Annotated in this window: 14 protein-coding genes and 3 tRNA genes; 8 read left to right on the plus strand and 9 right to left on the minus strand. The window is 32.7% G+C overall.

Annotated features, from left to right (window positions below):
* Positions 1 to 10: 10 nt before the first annotated feature.
* Positions 11 to 1,807: a translational GTPase TypA gene (typA, locus tag AC0608_RS12915; RefSeq protein WP_416847687.1), complete on the minus strand. Its 1,797-nt coding sequence runs from the start codon at positions 1,805 to 1,807 to the stop codon at positions 11 to 13.
* Positions 1,808 to 1,970: 163 nt separating this feature from the next.
* On the opposite strand from typA, the gene AC0608_RS12920 reads away from it, so the two are divergent.
* Entirely contained in the window at positions 1,971 to 3,686 is a 1,716-nt protein-coding gene (locus AC0608_RS12920; protein WP_478289348.1) for a PAS domain-containing sensor histidine kinase, read from the plus strand.
* Positions 3,686 to 4,096: a response regulator gene (locus AC0608_RS12925; RefSeq protein ID WP_478289349.1), complete on the plus strand. Its 411-nt coding sequence runs from the start codon at positions 3,686 to 3,688 to the stop codon at positions 4,094 to 4,096. The genes AC0608_RS12920 and AC0608_RS12925 overlap by 1 nt, the downstream gene beginning before the upstream one ends.
* Positions 4,097 to 4,166: 70 nt before the next feature.
* Here AC0608_RS12925 and rpsT read toward each other — a convergent pair whose 3' ends face one another.
* The 5 genes from rpsT to proS all read right to left on the minus strand — a co-directional run bounded on the left by rpsT (position 4,167) and on the right by proS (position 6,315).
* Positions 4,167 to 4,418 (minus strand): 30S ribosomal protein S20, encoded by a 252-nt coding sequence (gene rpsT / locus AC0608_RS12930; protein ID WP_091166799.1) that lies wholly within the window; start codon positions 4,416 to 4,418, stop codon positions 4,167 to 4,169.
* Between the two features lie 36 nt (positions 4,419 to 4,454).
* Positions 4,455 to 4,526 (minus strand) — tRNA-Glu (locus AC0608_RS12935).
* 42 nt (positions 4,527 to 4,568) lie between these two features.
* A tRNA-Glu gene (locus tag AC0608_RS12940) sits at positions 4,569 to 4,640 on the minus strand.
* A gap of 46 nt (positions 4,641 to 4,686) precedes the next feature.
* Positions 4,687 to 4,758, minus strand: a tRNA-Glu gene (locus AC0608_RS12945).
* Positions 4,759 to 4,836: 78 nt separating this feature from the next.
* Positions 4,837 to 6,315 carry a proline--tRNA ligase gene (gene proS, locus AC0608_RS12950; RefSeq protein WP_417959508.1) on the minus strand — a complete coding sequence of 493 codons (1,479 nt, stop codon included), beginning with the start codon at positions 6,313 to 6,315 and terminating at the stop codon, positions 4,837 to 4,839.
* A 99-nt stretch (positions 6,316 to 6,414) separates the two neighbouring features.
* Here proS and AC0608_RS12955 point away from each other — a divergent pair, with 99 nt between their 5' ends.
* The 5 genes from AC0608_RS12955 (at position 6,415) to AC0608_RS12975 (ending at position 11,955) form a co-directional block, all read left to right on the plus strand.
* Complete coding sequence (locus tag AC0608_RS12955; protein WP_478289350.1) at positions 6,415 to 7,419, plus strand: hypothetical protein; 1,005 nt, start codon at positions 6,415 to 6,417, stop codon at positions 7,417 to 7,419.
* Positions 7,420 to 7,464: 45 nt separating this feature from the next.
* Positions 7,465 to 8,967 carry an OmpP1/FadL family transporter gene (locus AC0608_RS12960; RefSeq protein WP_478289351.1) on the plus strand — a complete coding sequence of 501 codons (1,503 nt, stop codon included), beginning with the start codon at positions 7,465 to 7,467 and terminating at the stop codon, positions 8,965 to 8,967.
* A gap of 231 nt (positions 8,968 to 9,198) precedes the next feature.
* Entirely contained in the window at positions 9,199 to 10,512 is a 1,314-nt protein-coding gene (rimO, locus tag AC0608_RS12965) for a 30S ribosomal protein S12 methylthiotransferase RimO (RefSeq protein ID WP_417990184.1), read from the plus strand.
* A gap of 41 nt (positions 10,513 to 10,553) precedes the next feature.
* Complete coding sequence (locus tag AC0608_RS12970) at positions 10,554 to 11,021, plus strand: hypothetical protein (RefSeq protein WP_478289352.1); 468 nt, start codon at positions 10,554 to 10,556, stop codon at positions 11,019 to 11,021.
* Positions 11,022 to 11,052: 31 nt separating this feature from the next.
* On the plus strand, positions 11,053 to 11,955 hold the full coding sequence (locus AC0608_RS12975; protein WP_478289353.1) for an N-acetylmuramoyl-L-alanine amidase: 903 nt from the start codon (positions 11,053 to 11,055) through the stop codon (positions 11,953 to 11,955).
* A gap of 150 nt (positions 11,956 to 12,105) precedes the next feature.
* Here AC0608_RS12975 and AC0608_RS12980 read toward each other — a convergent pair whose 3' ends face one another.
* On the minus strand, positions 12,106 to 13,155 hold the full coding sequence (locus AC0608_RS12980; protein WP_478289354.1) for an outer membrane beta-barrel protein: 1,050 nt from the start codon (positions 13,153 to 13,155) through the stop codon (positions 12,106 to 12,108).
* Between the two features lie 986 nt (positions 13,156 to 14,141).
* Here AC0608_RS12980 and AC0608_RS12985 point away from each other — a divergent pair.
* Complete coding sequence (locus tag AC0608_RS12985) at positions 14,142 to 14,621, plus strand: hypothetical protein (protein WP_478289355.1); 480 nt, start codon at positions 14,142 to 14,144, stop codon at positions 14,619 to 14,621.
* 139 nt (positions 14,622 to 14,760) lie between these two features.
* On the opposite strand, the gene AC0608_RS12990 is transcribed toward AC0608_RS12985, so the two are convergent.
* Entirely contained in the window at positions 14,761 to 16,152 is a 1,392-nt protein-coding gene (locus AC0608_RS12990; protein ID WP_478289356.1) for an NAD-dependent succinate-semialdehyde dehydrogenase, read from the minus strand.
* A 186-nt stretch (positions 16,153 to 16,338) separates the two neighbouring features.
* Positions 16,339 to 18,405: an ATP-binding protein gene (locus AC0608_RS12995; RefSeq protein ID WP_478289357.1), complete on the minus strand. Its 2,067-nt coding sequence runs from the start codon at positions 18,403 to 18,405 to the stop codon at positions 16,339 to 16,341.
* Positions 18,406 to 18,517 lie beyond the last annotated feature (112 nt).

Raw genomic sequence — 18,517 nt, forward strand, 5'->3', positions numbered from 1 at the left:
AACTATAAAATTAGAATTTAAATCTTTTTCTATCTGTTTCAGTCAAATATATTTTTCTCAAACGAATAGATTTTGGTGTAACCTCTACATATTCATCTTTTTGAATGTACTCTAACGCTTCCTCAAGAGAGAAAATGATTGGAGGAATGATTCTAGCTTTATCATCATTTCCTGATGAACGAACGTTAGATTGTTTTTTCTCTTTAGTTACGTTGACACACATATCATCGCTACGAGAGTTTTCTCCAATTACTTGACCTTCGTAAATTTCGTCATTAGGATTAACAAAGAATTTACCACGATCTTGTAATTTATCGATAGAATAAGGAATTGCTTTTCCTTTTTCCATAGAAATTAATGACCCTTTGTTACGTCCAGAAATTTCTCCTTTGTAAGGCTCATATCCTATAAAACGATGTGCCATAATAGCTTCACCAGCAGTAGCAGTAAGCAATTGATTACGCAATCCAATAATTCCACGTGATGGAATATTAAATTTTATAATCATACGTTCTCCTTTAGCATCCATACTCAACATTTCACCTTTACGTAAAGTAACAAACTCTACCGCTCTTCCCGAAAGTGTTTCTGGTAAGTCGATTGTTAATTCCTCAATAGGCTCACATTTTTTACCATCAATTTCTTTAATGATAACTTGTGGCTGACCGATTTGCAATTCATAACCTTCTCTTCTCATTGTTTCAATAAGAACAGACAAGTGAAGTACACCACGACCAAAAACCATAAACTTATCAGCAGAATCAGTTTCACCTAATTTCATTGCTAAGTTTTTCTCTAATTCTTTTGTCAAACGGTCTCTAATATGACGAGAAGTTACAAATTTACCATCTTTTCCGAAGAAAGGAGAATCATTAATTGTAAACAACATACTCATAGTAGGCTCGTCGATATCAATTGTTTTCAACGCCTCTGGATTATCAATATCACAGATCGTATCTCCAATTTCAAATCCTTCAATACCAATAACAGCACAGATATCTCCAGCAATTACTTCCGTTACTTTTTTACGTCCAAGACCTTCAAAAGTATGTAATTCTTTTATACGAGATTTAGTTATAGTACCGTCTCTTTTTGCAAGAGAGATTGCCATACCTTCTTTCAAAACACCTCTTTCCAAACGACCGATAGCGATACGACCTGTAAAAGCGGAGAAATCTAAAGATGTGATCAACATTTGAGGAGTTCCTTCAGAAACTTTAGGAGCTGGTACATGAGCAAGAACCATATCCAATAATGCTTCCACATTATCAGTTACATTTTCCCAATGGTCAGACATCCAGTTATTTTTAGCAGAACCATAAACCGTTGGAAAATCCAACTGCCATTCTTCAGCACCTAATTCGAACATTAAGTCAAAAACTTTTTCATGTACCTCTTCTGGAGTACAGTTTTCTTTGTCTACTTTATTGATTACAACGCAAGGTTTTAATCCTAAATCAATTGCTTTTTGTAATACAAAACGCGTTTGTGGCATTGGTCCTTCAAAAGCATCTACCAAAAGGCAAACCCCATCAGCCATATTCAATACACGTTCTACCTCACCACCAAAATCGGCGTGACCAGGAGTATCGATAATATTGATTTTTGTTCCTTTGTATACTACAGAAACATTTTTCGAAGTAATAGTAATACCTCTTTCACGCTCTAAGTCGTTGTTATCAAGAATTAAGTCACCTGTGTTTTCGTTGTCACGAAATAACTGACAGTGATACATAATTTTATCAACCAAAGTTGTTTTACCGTGATCGACGTGGGCAATAATTGCAATGTTTCTAATAGCTTCCATCTGTGATTTTTAATGGGTGCAAAGGTACACTTTATTTTCATATAAAAAATATTTACGCAATAGTTTACCTATTGTTAACCTATTAGACACAAAAACCTGTCGTTAAAAAAATAAGTTGCAAAGGTTGTTCAATAATTCGGCAATAATTATTTACATTTGAGTAATGAAAAGTAAAACCAACCAAGTTATTATCATCTACATTCTCATCTCAATGTTTGTAGCAATTGTTTGTCATAAGTTACTCCTACATTATATTTCAAAAGAAAATATCCCATTTTATACCTTTATTAAGGACATATTGTTTGTATTACTCACTGGACTAATTTTTAAACTTATTCTTTCTAAAAATGATGAAAGAAAAACCGCTATATTTGAAAAACTTAAAAATACTAATAACGAAATTAAGGAGTCAAATGAAAAATATAACATTGTAGCTAAAGCAACTAGCGATACTATTTGGGATTGGAAAATACAAGAAAACAGCATGTCTTGGAACAAAGGAATTGAAACCGTTTTTGGGTACACGGAAGACCAAGTCGACGACAATTCAAATTGGTGGTTTGACAAAATCCATCCTGAAGACAGTATAAAAATGTCCGTTAGACTCTACTCTTTCATAGAACAAAAAACCGAAAAATGGCAAGATCAATACCGTTTTAGATGCTCTGACAACTCATACAAATATGTCTTAGACAGAGGGTTTTTATTGAAAGATGAAAGTGGTAAAGCTACCAGAATGATAGGAGCCATACAAGATATCACCAAACAAAAGGAAGAAGAACAAAGACTTAAATTATTAGAAACAGTAATTACCCAATCAAAAGATTCAATAATCATCACCGAAGCAGATTCAATTGACGCAAAAATTCCCAATATTATCTATGTCAATCCTGCGTTTTCGATCATGTCAGGATATGAATCTGATGAAATTATAGGAAAATCTCCGGATCTTTTTAACAGCCCAAACTCCGATGCTAATGAACTTGAAAAGTTATTAACAGCCATACACAATAAAGAAGAATGTTTCATTGAAACCATCAGTTATAAAAAAAACAAAGATGAATACTGGGTACGCCTCTCCATGATCCCAATTTACAATTCAGACAATGAACTTTCCCATTGGATCTCCATACAAAGAGATATAACCGAGGAGAAAAAACAAGAAAAAGAAAAAGAACAACTTATTAGAGAACTAACCCAAAACAATAAAGATTTAAAGCAATTTTCTTACATTACCTCTCACAACCTTCGAGCACCATTATCAAACTTAACAGGCTTGCTAAATTTACTGGAAGACATCCCAGTTGAAGATCAAGAATTAAAAGAAATCTTAAGTGGCTTCAATAAATCCACTCATCTACTAAATGACACCATCAATGACCTTGTGAAAGTAATCATCATCAAAGACAATCCTTCTATCAAGAAAGAACCCGTATTGATAAATGAAATATTTGAAAATGTTATTAGTCAGCTTAATTTTCAAATAGAATTATACAAACCCATTATTAAGCTCAATTTTGAAAAAGTTTCCATCCTTAATATTAACAAAGCCTATATTGAAAGCATATTATTGAATCTTTTAACAAATGCCATAAAATACAAATCAGAGAATAGAAAACTTAAAATTTCAATTACCACTAATGAAATTGACGACACTGTCGTTTTAATTTTCAAAGACAACGGTATAGGCATTGATTTAATTCGAAACAAAGATAAAATTTTTGGCCTTTATCAACGTTTTCATAATTATCCTGACAGCAAAGGATTGGGATTGTATTTAGTAAAATCACAAGTTGAAACTATGGGCGGAACTATTGATATTGAGAGCGAAGTCAATAAAGGCACCACATTTACATTAATTTTTAAAAACAAGCAATAATGCTAGACCAAATTTTATGCGTTGATGACGATCTAATAACGCTTATGCTATGCAAAAAAGTAATTGTCAAATCTTCCTTTTGTAATGAAATAATCACATCCCAAAATGGTGAAGAAGCACTTAATTTCTTCGATTCTCTTAAGGATCTAAATAATAAAAATCAGCAAATAAAATACCCTCAACTAATTTTTTTGGATTTAAATATGCCTGTAATGGGAGGATGGGAATTTCTAGAATCCTTTAGTAGCGCTGAATACTCTGAATTCAATACAATAAAGGTTGTAATACTTTCTTCTACAATTGATCCCGAAGATTTAGAAAAGTCAAAAAAATATCCAATTGTAATTGACTTTCTGTCAAAACCCATCAGCTTATCAATGCTTGACTACTTAAAAACTAAATTTGAATAATGCCAAAATAGTAGATATAAAAAAAGCTCTCAATTTTGAGAGCTTTTTTTATATCTAAAAATTGTAGTATTTACAATTTAGCAACAAGTTTTGTTAATTTAGATTTCAAATTAGATGCTTTGTTATCATGAATGATATTCTTTTTAGCTAATTTATCAATCATAGAAATAACATTAGACAATTTTGATGTAGCATCAACTTTATCAGTTGCTATTCTTAATGCTTTAATAGCATTACGAGTAGTTTTGTGTTGGTATCTATTTAATACTCTTCTCTTTTCGTTACTTCTAATTCTCTTTAGAGCTGATTTATGATTTGCCATTTTATTGCTTTTTTATCTTTTACTGTTTTTTTATTGTAGTCCGTAAGGGAATCGAACCCCCGTTACCAAGACGAAAGCTTGGCGTCCTAACCCCTAGACGAACGGACCATTATCCCCTAAGTTTTATCAATCTAAATAATAATTGAATTGTAGCCCGTAGCGGAATCGAACCGCTCTTACATGGATGAAAACCATGCGTCCTAACCGATAGACGAACGGGCCATTTTCCCTCTTAGTTCAGGAGAACTTCAACATGCAAAAAAAATAGTAGCCCGTAGCGGAATCGAACCGCTCTTACATGGATGAAAACCATGCGTCCTAACCGATAGACGAACGGGCCCTGCTTCTCTAATGCGGATGCAAAAATACAACTATTTTTGAAACGCACAATAGTAGATGCGAAAAAATTTATTTATTTTTAATATGCCTTCGCAAACAACACTCTACCTACTGAAGTATTCCCAGTAAAAACACAGCTTCCCGCCTCTTCCACTCGATCCAAAGGAATACATCTGATGGTTGCTTTAGTCAAATCTTTAATCTTCTCTTCAGTGGCTGCAGTCCCATCCCAATGTGCTGATACAAAACCTCCTTTTGTCTCAAGAACTTCTTTAAACTCTTCAAAACTATTCACTTCCGTTGTATGTGTATTTTTATAATCAAAAGCTTTTTCGAACAATTCTTTTTGAATTTGCGCTAATAAATCGCTGATGTAAGTCGCAATTTCATTCTTTGAAACCACTTCTTTCGTTAGCGTATCTCTACGTGCTACCTCAAAAGTACCATTTTCTAAATCTTTCGGACCTATAGCAATTCGTACCGGCACTCCTTTTAATTCCCATTCGGCAAATTTAAAACCAGGTTTTTGTGTCGTCCTGCTATCAAACTTCACAGAAATATGTAATTTTCGTAAAGCCATTGTCACATTAGTTACTTCTGCTGTTATTGCTTCTAGTTGCTCCTCTGTTTTGTAAATAGGTACAATTACTACTTGAATAGGCGCTAAGTTAGGAGGTAATACTAATCCTTGATCATCTGAGTGCGTCATTACTAATGCTCCCATTAAACGAGTAGAAACACCCCAAGATGTTCCCCAAACATGTTCTTGCTTCCCTTCGGCATTAGCAAATTTAACATCAAAAGCTTTCGCAAAATTCTGTCCTAAAAAATGAGATGTTCCAGCCTGCAAGGCCTTTCCATCTTGCATCAAGGCTTCAATGCAATACGTTTCTTCCGCTCCTGCAAATCGTTCTGTTTCAGTTTTAGTTCCTTTTACAACAGGAATAGCCATGAAATTTTGAGCAAAATCAGCATATACATTCATCATCTTTTCCGATTCTTCTAAAGCTTCCGCTTTTGTTGCATGAGCAGTATGCCCTTCTTGCCATAAAAACTCTGCCGTTCTTAAAAACAATCTGGTTCTCATTTCCCAACGGACCACATTAGCCCACTGATTAATTAACAAAGGTAAGTCTCTGTAGGATTGAACCCAGCCTTTATACGTTGACCAAATAATAGCTTCACTTGTAGGACGAACAATTAATTCTTCTTCTAATTTTGCATTAGGATCAACCATTAGTTTTCCAGGCCTATCAGGATCATTTTTCAATCTATAATGCGTAACTATAGCACACTCTTTTGCAAACCCCTCTGCATTTTTCTCTTCTGCTTCAAACATACTTTTTGGCACAAATAGAGGGAAATAGGCATTTTGATGGCCCGTTTCTTTAAACATTCGATCCAACTCTGCTTGCATTTTTTCCCATATCGCATAACCATACGGTTTGATAACCATACAACCTCTAACTCCTGAATTCTCGGCTAAATCGGCTTTGACAACCAACTCGTTATACCATTTTGAATAATCTTCTGATCTTGTAGTTAAGCTCTTACTCATTTTGAATAGTTTGGCACAAATTTTGCGTTAATAATTTTATAATATAGTTCCGCAAAACTAACTATTTTTGTAATGTACAACAATAAAAACTCCATATATATGAAAACTAGTACTCTTTCCCTCAAAAACACATCAATATGTTATATTGTTGGCTTTTTGAGTGTCCTGTTCACATCTTGTGGCTCTTATCAAAACAGTTCTTACTATGATTCTGATGGAATTTATGGCAATACTGCTAATAGAGCTAGTGATATAGAAACTCAAAACGCTCCAAATTCACCTTATAAAGACTATTTTGGTTCCTTACAAAAAAACAATCAACCTACAGAAATTTTTACTGACGTTGACAATTACAATGATTACAATCTAGAAAATGATACCCTTCAAAACAATGAGACCAACTATCCGGGATGGGGAAGCAATCCTCAAAGCGTAAGCATCAACGTTTATGACACCGGATGGGCAATGAACAATTGGTATGGAAACAACTGGGGATGGAATGGCGGTTTTGGATGGGGCATGAATGCTGGTTTTGGATGGGGTATGTATGGGGGTTTTGGTTGGAACAACTGGGGCTGGAACAATTGGTACGGCAATAACTGGGGTTGGAATAATTGGAATGGAAATAATTGGGGAAATTCTAATTACTATAACAACAGACCGTATTCATACAACCCTAGCAGAAGAGGCTCTTCCTATACAAATTCAGTAAACAGCAATCGGAATTCAAGTAATTATACTAGAACACAAAACACTTCTGTCAATAGAAGAGCGGTTAATTCGGATTACAGAAGAAACAATACTAGTGATTTCAGAAGAAATTCTTCTAATCGATTGAATAATACAAGTCCAACTTTTTCAAGAAATCAAGGACAATTACAAAACAATTCATATGGTACTCCAAATAGAAGAGGCACACCCAATAATGCTCGCAACCAGAGTAACACTCCAGCACGATCTTACACACCAACTTCAAGAAATGACAACAATTCCAGATCATACAGCCCTAATTACAATAGCAGCTCAAGATCTAGTAATTCAGGAAGTTCAAGTGGCGGAGGCGGAGGCCGAAGTTCATCTGGTGGCGGAAGAGGCAGAGGTTAATCTAAGTCCTTTATTTATAGCAATAAACTAAAACATACGAATTAAATGAAAAAATATATATTTTTATTTGCACTAATCTTGACTGCAAGCTTTGCTCAATCACAAGAAATATCGGATGCAATGCGCTATTCTCAGGATAATTTAACTGGAACAGCTCGTTTTAGAGCGATGGGAGGCGCTTTTGGAGCACTTGGAGGCGATATGTCCTCCTTAAATGTAAACCCAGCGGGTTCTGCCGTTTTTTCTAATAACCAAATGGCCGTGACTCTAAGTAACTATGACACTAAAAATAATTCAAACTACTTTGGTTCGACGGCCTCAGAAAAGAATAATACTTTTGATTTAAATCAAGCCGGAGCAGTTTTTGTATTTAACAACAGAAGCACAAATAGTAATTGGAGAAAGATCTCGTTAGGTGTTAATTATGAAAACACTAATAATTTTGATAATGGACAATTTTCTGCAGGAACCAATCCAAACAATTCAATAGCGAATTATTTTTTGGATTATGCCAATGGAATTCCATTAAATGTATTGGAAAACTCAAATTATGAAAACTTAGACAATGGAGCACAACAAGCCTATCTGGGATACCAAGGATTCGTAATTAATCCAGTGAGCAATGACCCAAATAATACTCAATATACTTCTAATGTTCCTGCAGGTGGCAACTATTACCAAGAAAACGCAGTATACAGTACCGGATATAATGGAAAATTATCTTTTAATGCCGCCACCTCCTATAAAGAAACCCTATATATTGGATTAAATTTAAACTCTCATTTTACTGATTACCAAAGATCTTCTAGTTTTTATGAAGACAACAACAATCCATTAGACTCCAATTATAAAATAAATCGATTACAGTTTGATAATAATCTAAACACTTACGGAACCGGGTTCTCCTTTCAAGTGGGTGCAATAGCAAAGGTAACTAATGAAGTTAGACTGGGTCTCGCTTATGAATCTTCGACTTGGTACACTTTAAATGATGAGTTTTCTCAAAAATTAGTTACTGTTAGTAGTAATACTGGAGAGGAATTACCTTCGGATGTCGTTGACCCAAGAGTGACTAACATTTATGAACCTTATAAATTACAAACCCCAAGTAAACTAACAGGAAGCTTTGCTTATGTTTTTGGAAAATCAGGATTAATCAGTATTGATTATGCCGTAAAGGATTATAGTAATACTAAATTCAAACCCGAAAATGATTCTTATTTTAATGGTTTAAATAATGATATGAATTCTTTGCTTGATACGACTGGTGAATTAAGAATTGGCGCTGAATATAAAATTGAAGCTTTGAGTTTAAGAGCAGGATACCGTTACGAACAAAGCCCTTATAAAAATGGAATCACTGTAGGCGATTTAACTGGATATTCAGCAGGATTAGGGTATAGCTTTGGTTCTACAAAAGTAGATTTAGCCTATTCCTATGCCAAAAGAATTTCTCAACAGGGATTTTTCAACCAAGGATTTACAGATGGAGCAAGTATAAATGCCATTAACAACAATGTGTCATTAACGCTAGCATTTGAATTGTAATTTCACAAAAACAAAGTTTGGAATCCGTTTCACAATCCTGAAACGGATTTTTTTTTAGCCCTGATGGCAGTGAAAATCCTCCCGATTTTTTTTGGGAGATTGTAACGCACAGCAGGAATAGCTCCTAAAGAAGATTGATAGGAAGCCAAAACAATCCCAAAAAGTATCGGGACAGTTTGAATAAAAAATTGTAATTTTGCAAAATTCCCAAATTATCGGGATTATACTGTTATGAGAACTAAGTCTTTAAAGAAAAATAAAATTAACGTAATCACTCTCGGGTGTTCGAAAAATGTGTATGATAGTGAAGTACTTATGGGCCAGCTCCGTGCTAGTGGTAAAGACGTTACCCATGAAGCACCGGAGGCCGAAGAAGGAAACATTATTGTTATAAATACATGTGGGTTTATTGATAACGCAAAGGCGGAGTCCGTAAATATGATTTTGGAATATGCTGATAAAAAAGAAAGAGGACTGGTAGATAAGGTATTCGTTACCGGATGTTTATCTGAACGATACCGACCTGATTTAGAAAAAGAAATACCTAATGTGGATCAATTTTTTGGCACAACTGAATTACCACAATTATTAAAAGCCCTAGGAGCCGATTATAAACATGAATTATTGGGAGAACGACTCACTACTACCCCAAAAAATTATGCCTATTTAAAGATTTCAGAAGGCTGTGATAGACCCTGCAGTTTTTGTGCAATACCATTGATGCGAGGAAAAAATGTTTCACAAACCATTGAAAAATTGGTAAAAGAAGCTGAAGGTTTGGCTAAAAATGGGGTAAAAGAATTGATTTTGATTGCTCAGGATTTGACTTATTACGGACTGGATCTTTACAAAAAGAGAAATCTTGGTGAATTATTAGAAGCTTTAGTAAAAGTAGAAGGAATTGAATGGATTCGTTTGCATTACGCCTTCCCTACTGGTTTCCCGATGGAAGTGTTGGAAATCATGAAACGTGAACCTAAAATTTGTAATTATATAGATATTCCTTTGCAACACATCTCCGATTCTATTTTGAAATCAATGCGTCGCGGAACCACACAGCAGAAAACCACAAAATTATTAAAAGACTTTCGTGAAGCAGTTCCCGGAATGGCCATACGTACCACTCTTATTGTAGGATACCCAGGAGAAACTCAGGAAGATTTCAATATTTTAAAAGATTTTGTTCAGGAAATGAAATTTGACAGAATGGGATGCTTTGCTTATTCTCATGAAGAAAACACACACGCTTATTTATTAGAAGATGATGTTCCTGATGCAGTAAAACAAGAACGTGCAAATGAAATCATGGAATTACAATCTCAAATTTCCTGGGATTTAAACCAAGAAAAAGTTGGACAAACATTCAAATGTATCATCGATAGAAAAGAAGGAGCACATTTTGTAGGACGTACAGAATTTGACAGTCCTGATGTGGATAACGAAGTACTAATAGACGCATCTAAGCATTATGTAAAAACTGGTGAGTTTGTCCTGATAAAGATTATAGAAGCCACAGAATTTGACTTATACGGAGAACCAATATAATTTTCTTAAGACGATTTTAATTTCATTTTAAAACACTACACATGAGACTATTTCAATCTATGTTCTTTTTTGCATTTATATTATTATCCTCAAATACTATTTCTGCACAATACGGGAATGGAGGATATAACAATGGCTATGGCAATAATTACGGTAGCAATCGCCGGATGAATAGTGCAATGGACCAAACCAGAACACCGGAAAAACCGAAAGAAATCCCTGTAGAAGTTACTGTTTCAAAAATACTAGAGCGAATTAAACCTGAACTAATTCTAGATGAACTACAGGTAATTGCCATCTCTAATATCTTAGGTGAAAGTATAAGAACACAAGGGATGCTTATAAAAGCAGAAGTCAGCCAAGAAGATAAAATAGCAAATATTAAAGCTCTTTCAGAAGTCACTGATAGAAAAATAATGGAATTATTAAACAAAGAGCAAAAAGTAAAATTCATTGCTCTTAATGAAGAGGCAAAAAATCCAAAAAAATCCAAAAAAAAATCTAAATAATTGATTGCAGTACTTTATTAAATAAACCTTCATGAGAAAAATTTTTTATTCCTTCATTTTTACTTGTATCATCACTTCTTGTTCCACAAATCCTTACAAAAAGAGCGAGAAAATATATGATAGTAAACTAAAAACGCTAAAAGAAACTATTTCTAGCAAGGAATCACAACCTTTGCCGGTTGTACCTCATGTAACCTTAAACATTGACACATTATATACTATGCAACTGCATACTTATAAAGATACCATTTCCAGAATGGGTTCTACTTCCTTAGAAAATGGTATTAAAACAGAATGGATAGGAACAGTTAATTTTAATTTAAGAAAACCTAATTTCATTATTATTCATCATACTGCGCAAGATTCTTTACAACAAACTTTAAAAACATTTACAAGAACTGAAGCACAAGTGAGTTCTCATTATGTGATCTCTGAAAACGGGAAAGTAGTACAAATGTTAAATGACTATTTAAGAGCATGGCATGCTGGAAATGGTTCTTGGGGCAAAAACACTGATATCAATTCCACTTCAATAGGTATTGAACTGGATAACAATGGATCAGAACTGTTTTCTGAATTACAAATCAATAGTCTGCTGGCTCTTTTGACTAAGCTTAAAAAAGACTACAATATTCCTACGCAAAACATTATAGGTCACGCTGATATTGCACCTACACGAAAAAAAGACCCAAGTGCTTTATTTCCATGGAAAATATTAGCGGAGAAAGGTTTCGGAATTTGGCCTGATGAATTTTTAGAAACAGCTCCCACAGATTTCAATATAGAACAAGGATTGCGAATTATAGGATACGACACTACTAATTTATCCGCAGCAATTATTGCTTTCAAACTTCATTTTATTCAAACTGAAGTTAATGACCTTTTAGATGATAAAACAACAAATACTATTTATTCTATCTATAAAAAACAATAATTAATAACCATGCCCTTTTATGATAACTCTGTAAACTACACATCTGTAGATACTTACACAATACGCTACAAGAATCATGTAAAATCATAATAAAAAACTGCCAAAACACTTCACAGTATCTTGGCAGCAAAAAAAAAAATTATTAAAGAGTTAGAATGAATATGTTGTTGCTAGTAAAGCATAAGCTGTAACCCCTTTTGGCACTGCATCACTATTTGTAAAAATATCTTCAGATGCTGTATCTACACGAAATTCTGGAATAATTGTTAAATTCCCTACCTTATAATTTAAGGATAATGTATTGCCTATAACACTTGTTCCTGATAATACACCAAGTCCCGCTGTAGCTTTATTAGCATCTAAGTATTCCAATCTATAAGCTAAACTCAAAGATTCCTTCAATGCTAAATTTGCATATCCCACCAAAGAAAACCACTCTCCATCCATGGAAGGATCAAAATCGTTATTTGTCATTGCATACGTTCCATTAAAACCTAACGAAAAAGCATTACTAAGTTTTTTTGTGCCCACAAAGTCAAATTGTGTTTTATTTTCGTCCGAGGACGGGTTGCTGCTTCCGGAAGTTACATTAAAGTAAGCACTTCCTGTATCCCCTAGAAAGGCAACTTGTCCAATAAATGTTTTTTGGGAAGAACCAGCTTCAATAGTAGTTTTGAAATCGGTTGGGTTTGAAACTCCGGCCATAATACTAAACTTTCCTGAAGTATATTGTGCTTTTACCCCAGTATTAAAGAAAGGTCCATAAGTAAATGCATAAGACATACTGTAATTTTTGTTATCTACTGCATCTACTAACTCATATCCTATATGTGTTCCAAAACTACCTGCAATTACTTTAAATTTATCTGTAAATTCATAGGTAAAATTCAATTGTTTAATCATAAATGTTTCAGCACCATCATTGTATGTAAATTGAGCCGCTCTGTTTCCGAAACCTAAGTCAACAAAGACGGATGCTTTACCCATTTTGTGTGATGCTTCAATAGAAGCCATCCCCAATTCGAATGAGTTATGAGAATTTGTAAAACTCGTCAAACTATTATCAATTCCAGAAAAATCATATTTATAATAGGCATCTGCAGATCCCGCAAAAGTGGTGGCAGGTACCGTTTTTATTTCTTGTGCAAATGTCAATGTTGTAGTTAGCAATAGTGCAATAACAGCTAATTGGTTTTTCATTTTTAATTGTTTTTAATTAGTAATGTAGTTTGGTGATTCTTTGGTCTTGGTTAATAAATTTTAGAAAAAAGGCTTTATTAATCTATAAAAGATTATTTTTTCTATCTTTTATAGGAAGAAATTATCTTTCTAATAAAGCGAATTTATTAACTTTTATTTCACTTGAATTACTATTTACAACTTTTCTGCCTTGATTTGAGAAGAATTATCAATAACGAAAAAAGAACAAAAAAAAATGATTTTTCTGTATTTATGCAGAATTATTTTAGAAATTCAATAATTAAAAATAAAGAGAATACCCCTAATATTTAGCGACAAACATTTAAAAAAATATAAAAAAGACGTAAAAAATCTAAAAAAAATAAAAATTTAAAAAACAACCCCTTTTTTTTAAACCCAATTGACAAATAATTATAAATATGTTTTAATATTTTACTCCTGTATGTGTTAGAAAAATACAAATAAATTAATCTTCCTTTTACAGAACTCATGTTTTATTTATACGGGTTTAAACAAACACAAACCGTTTTTATTTTTCTTTTTATGAAAATTTTAATACTGTATAATTTCATTTTTATTATATTTAAAATATGATTCAATTATTAATTAAATTTTATTTTTCACTATTATTTTTCATTTTTTTCTGTGTTTGGATGAGTGAAAAAATTTAATTATTTTTAATAATCACAGGTGCATGCATTTTACACGAGCAAAACAATAAAAATTCTGAAGAAAATAATTTCGAGAGTAAATTAGAAACACTTTTTATAAATTCAATGGAAAGTATCACTTCTTTAGAGCACTACGCTTTAGGAAACAAAAAAAATTTCTTTTTATTCATTCAATGTTAAAGAGTTTGTACTAATATATCGTACGACGCCTCCAGAAATAGTTTAATTCCTAATTTTAAATAAAAATTATTAACATATTTATTTATGCCCTTATTAAAAAAACAAGGTCATACCTATTTACTACTATCTAAAAACATGAGAAATATATTCCTAACGTTGCTGATTTTATTTACCAATTCATTAATGGCGCAAACCCATCAAATTATTAAACATGATGGAGGAATAATCGATATAAACTTTATTAAAACAGAAGCTAGTTTAGTACATTATACTTTAGCCAAAAGCACTGAAGAAAAGACAATGAGTCAATATGCAGTGGCCCAATTAAAGGAAAGATCACAAAGTTATACTCAAATGATAACTGAAAAAATTCAGCTGAAAGGTAAACTAGATTATACAAAAATCATTATACTAAAAAAGAATCAGACAAATGGCTTGAAGGAATCTGGGATAATAACTAGTTTTTATGGAGGGACCAAAGGAGAAACTCCGCTATCGTTTTCTGAAAATGGTGAAAAAAGATTAAAACAAAAGGCCGCACTTAAAGGACATCCATTTATCGTAATTCTTTCTAATACTCCAAAAAATTTAAAAGCAATTACGTTCACCTATTAGTAAGATGTAAAACAATTAATTATTTCCAAAATTGACACCTTTATAAGCAGAGATAGATTAAATAAAAAATCGAGAACAGATTTGTTTCAAAAACAACTCCAATTCTCGATTTTTTTATTGAAATCCATATCAAATACAGTTATTCGATAACTAATGATTTCATGTTCATAAATTCTTTGATTCCTATGGTGCCGAGTTCTCTACCATATCCTGATTTTTTAATTCCACCAAAAGGAACTCTGGAATCAGAACGAACTAGTGAATTCACAAAAACGTTTCCTGCTTCAAGTTTTCTTGCGAGCTTATAGGCATGCTCGCGATCTTCTGTCCAAATTGCAGATGCCAATCCGTACCGGTGATTATTTGCTATCATAATGGCATCATTTTCATCTTTAGCTCTAATAATAGTTGCCAAAGGTCCAAAGGTTTCTTCCTGAAATGCAATATTGTCAGAATTCACAAAATCAATTAAAGTGGGTTCAAAATTACAATGCTCACGACCACCTCCTACTATTAGTTTTGCTCCTTGCTGTAATGATTTTTCCAACTGGCTGGCTAATTTATCTGCAAAATCCAAGCGAGCCAAAGGCCCCATTTGAATTTCTTTTTGCAAAGGATTTCCTTGTTGCAGCGATTGAATTTTTTGAGCAAAAAGCGCTGCAAATTCGTCAGCTACTTTTTCAGTAACGATAAAACGTTTGGCACAAATACATGCCTGTCCTGCGTTTAACATTCGAGATTGAGTGGCTATTGTAGTTGCTTTCTCAAGATTTGCATCATTTAAAACTATAAAAGCATCTGAGCCACCTAATTCCATTACTGACTTTTTAATATGTTTACCTGCTAATGCTGCAACAGAAGAACCTGCCATCTCACTTCCTGTTAGGGTAACGCCACAAACAATATTCGAAGCAATTACACTCTCGACTTGAGATATATTAATGCTTATTTGTTGAAAAACACCTTCCGGAAATCCTGCTTCTAGAAACACATTTTCAATGGCTTTAGCACAGCCAATAACATTTGATGCATGTTTTAAAAGTGTCACATTCCCCGCCATAATTGTTGGAACAGCATAACGAAGTACTTGCCAAAAAGGATAATTCCAAGGCATAATTGCAAAAACAGCACCCATCGGGTCGTAAACAGACATACTCTTGAAAGGAGTGTCATAATAAACTTCTTTAAGCATTTGCTCCGCATGCTCTGCATAAAAATCACAATTTTCTGCAGATTTTTCTACTTCAGCAAAGCTCTCAGATAAAATTTTGCCCATTTCACTTGTAATCAGAAGGGCTAATTTTTCCTTACTGGCTCTTAAAACAAAAGCTAGCTTTCTCATCTTATCGGCTCTTTCTTGAAAGGAAGTAACACTCCATTTTTTAAAAGCACCTTCAGATAATTCAATTTTTTTTTGGAGTCCTGCATTCGTTAGCACTTCATATTCCGCTATAATTTCTTTTGTGTATGGATTTATCGATTTAAACAACATTGCCTTTATAAGTTTATATTTTTGTAAATGTAGTTTCAAAAATCCAAGATTAATATTCAAATAATATAAAATTGAATTATTCAATATGAAAAAATCAAATAAAAAAGAATATTGATTTTGAACAACATACAAATTGAAAAATTAAACTTAATACCGTTCCTTGTCTGCTATCCCTTTATAAAAAAATTTAGCAGACAAGGAACGGTATTAAATTTACCTTTTTTTTTATGAATTGATTTCCATCAAAACAGCATCTAACAATTCGAATATTTTTTCTTTATCAATTGGTTTTGTAATGTAGTCAATAAAACCGAATTGCATAATTTTATCTCTGTCTTCTATGGAAGAATAAGCAGTCTGAGCAACAATTGGAAGTTCCGGTTTAACTAATTTTATTTGTTCAAACGCTTCGAATCCGTTTAAAACAGGCATTTTTATATCCATAAAAACCAAACTGATGTCCGGATTTTCAGTACAAATAGTTACCGCTTCCTGACCATTAAAAGCACGTAAAACAGTGTATTTTTTTGATTCAATAATTTTCTTTAAGAGCAAAAAATTTATAGTATCATCTTCCGCAATTAAAATAATTTCATTCTCATAATTTCCTGAAAAGGGGATCCTCTTCCTTGGGGTAATCTTTTCAACAGTTTGATCATACAATAATGGTAATCTAACTGTAAATACCGATCCAGATCCAATAGTTGATTTTACTTCAATTTCTCCGCCCAACAATTCTACATACGCTTTCGTAATTGACAAACCCAATCCTAACCCAGTACTATCAATAGCAGCACTTCCTTCAATTCTTCTGAAACGATCAAAAATAACTTTCAAATAATCGTCACTAATTCCTATTCCAGAGTCTGCTATGGTGAACTCTAAAATTCCTTTTTCTTTATTAATTATATAGCCAAAGGATACAAATCCTTTCTCGGTAAATTTTATTGAATTTGTAATTAGATTTACAATAATCTGTTTTAATTTGGTTTCATCTGTAATTATATTCTTTAGGTATTTATCGTTGTTTTCAACAATATAAAATTCAATATGTTTATCTTTTGGGATCGTAATCTTGATTGAATTGTACACGTCTTCAATACATTTATCTAAATCTATCTTCTTGTAATTGGGTGCTATTTGTTTCGCATCAATCTTAGACATCTCAATTAAATCCTCAATAATTAAAACTAAGTTATTCCCACTATTTTTAATGATGTTAAGATATTCCAGACGCTCTGTTTCTGTGCGATTATTATCCATGAGTAAATCACTAAATCCAACAATAGCATTCATGGGAGTTCTAATTTCATGTGATAAATTAGCTAAAAAAGAGGATTTTAAGGTATCGCTTTCTTCTGCTTTTTGTTTTGAAATTTCTAACTGCTTGCGCTGATTACTATTGTCTTCAAAAAGATTTCCAATGTAACCAAACTCACCTTTGAATTTTCTCAAATTAATTATTGAATGAGCATCACCATTTTCCAAAATATTTTTAACTAATCTCAAGGGATTACAAACCCATTTTTTTGTACAATAGATAAAAATTAAAATATTAATCAAGGAGGCAATTACAACTATCAAGAGGATTTCTTTCGTTTTGCTGTAATTTAAATTGAAAGGCCTTTTAAAAAGTACTTTTCCCACCACTTTATTTTTCCAATCTTTCAAATCAAGTCCAACAGTTATAAAATCTTCTTCAGTATTGACTGTATAATCAATTGAAGCCAAATTTACTTTTGAACTACTGATAATACCTAAAGAAGTAAAAAAAGATTCGTCTAAAAGTCTGGCCATAAAAAAATAGCCGGATGGTTTTGTTTTATTTTTTTTAGGATCATTTGACGGATGAATTGTTGCTCCAAAAACCTCAACAATCCCCTCGGGTAATTTAATATAAAACTTTTTTAATTTAGACTTATAAAGTGCTGACATCATCTCTTTTGAGATAAAATCAAAATTTTTAATCTTATTCGAATTGGTATTATTTATAATTTTCTGGTCTAAACTATAGATTCCAATGTAATCTACATCATAGGAATCAAATTCACTTAGTATATATTTCTCATACCATTTTTCATCTTTATGCCCCGTATAACTTACCAGATCGTCCCAAAACGTAACATCAATAAGTGTTGCGGTATGTGTTTTAGAGTTGAGTCTGAAGAGCGATTTTACCTCATTATTGTATTGATCATAGGTAGTTTTATAAAAGTGCTGTTCTTCCTGAACAGTATAAAGAAATAATGAAATATAGAGAATAAAAAAAAGAACAGTTGAAGAAACTATCAATAATAATAACTTTAAATATGTATTTAAATTAAATAATTTCTTCATAAAATAGGGCAAATAAAAATAGAAAAATAAAACATCTTACCTGTTGTTTTGTAAGAAATAAAACTGC

It is taken from the genome of Flavobacterium sp. GNP008 (genome assembly GCF_056428965.1).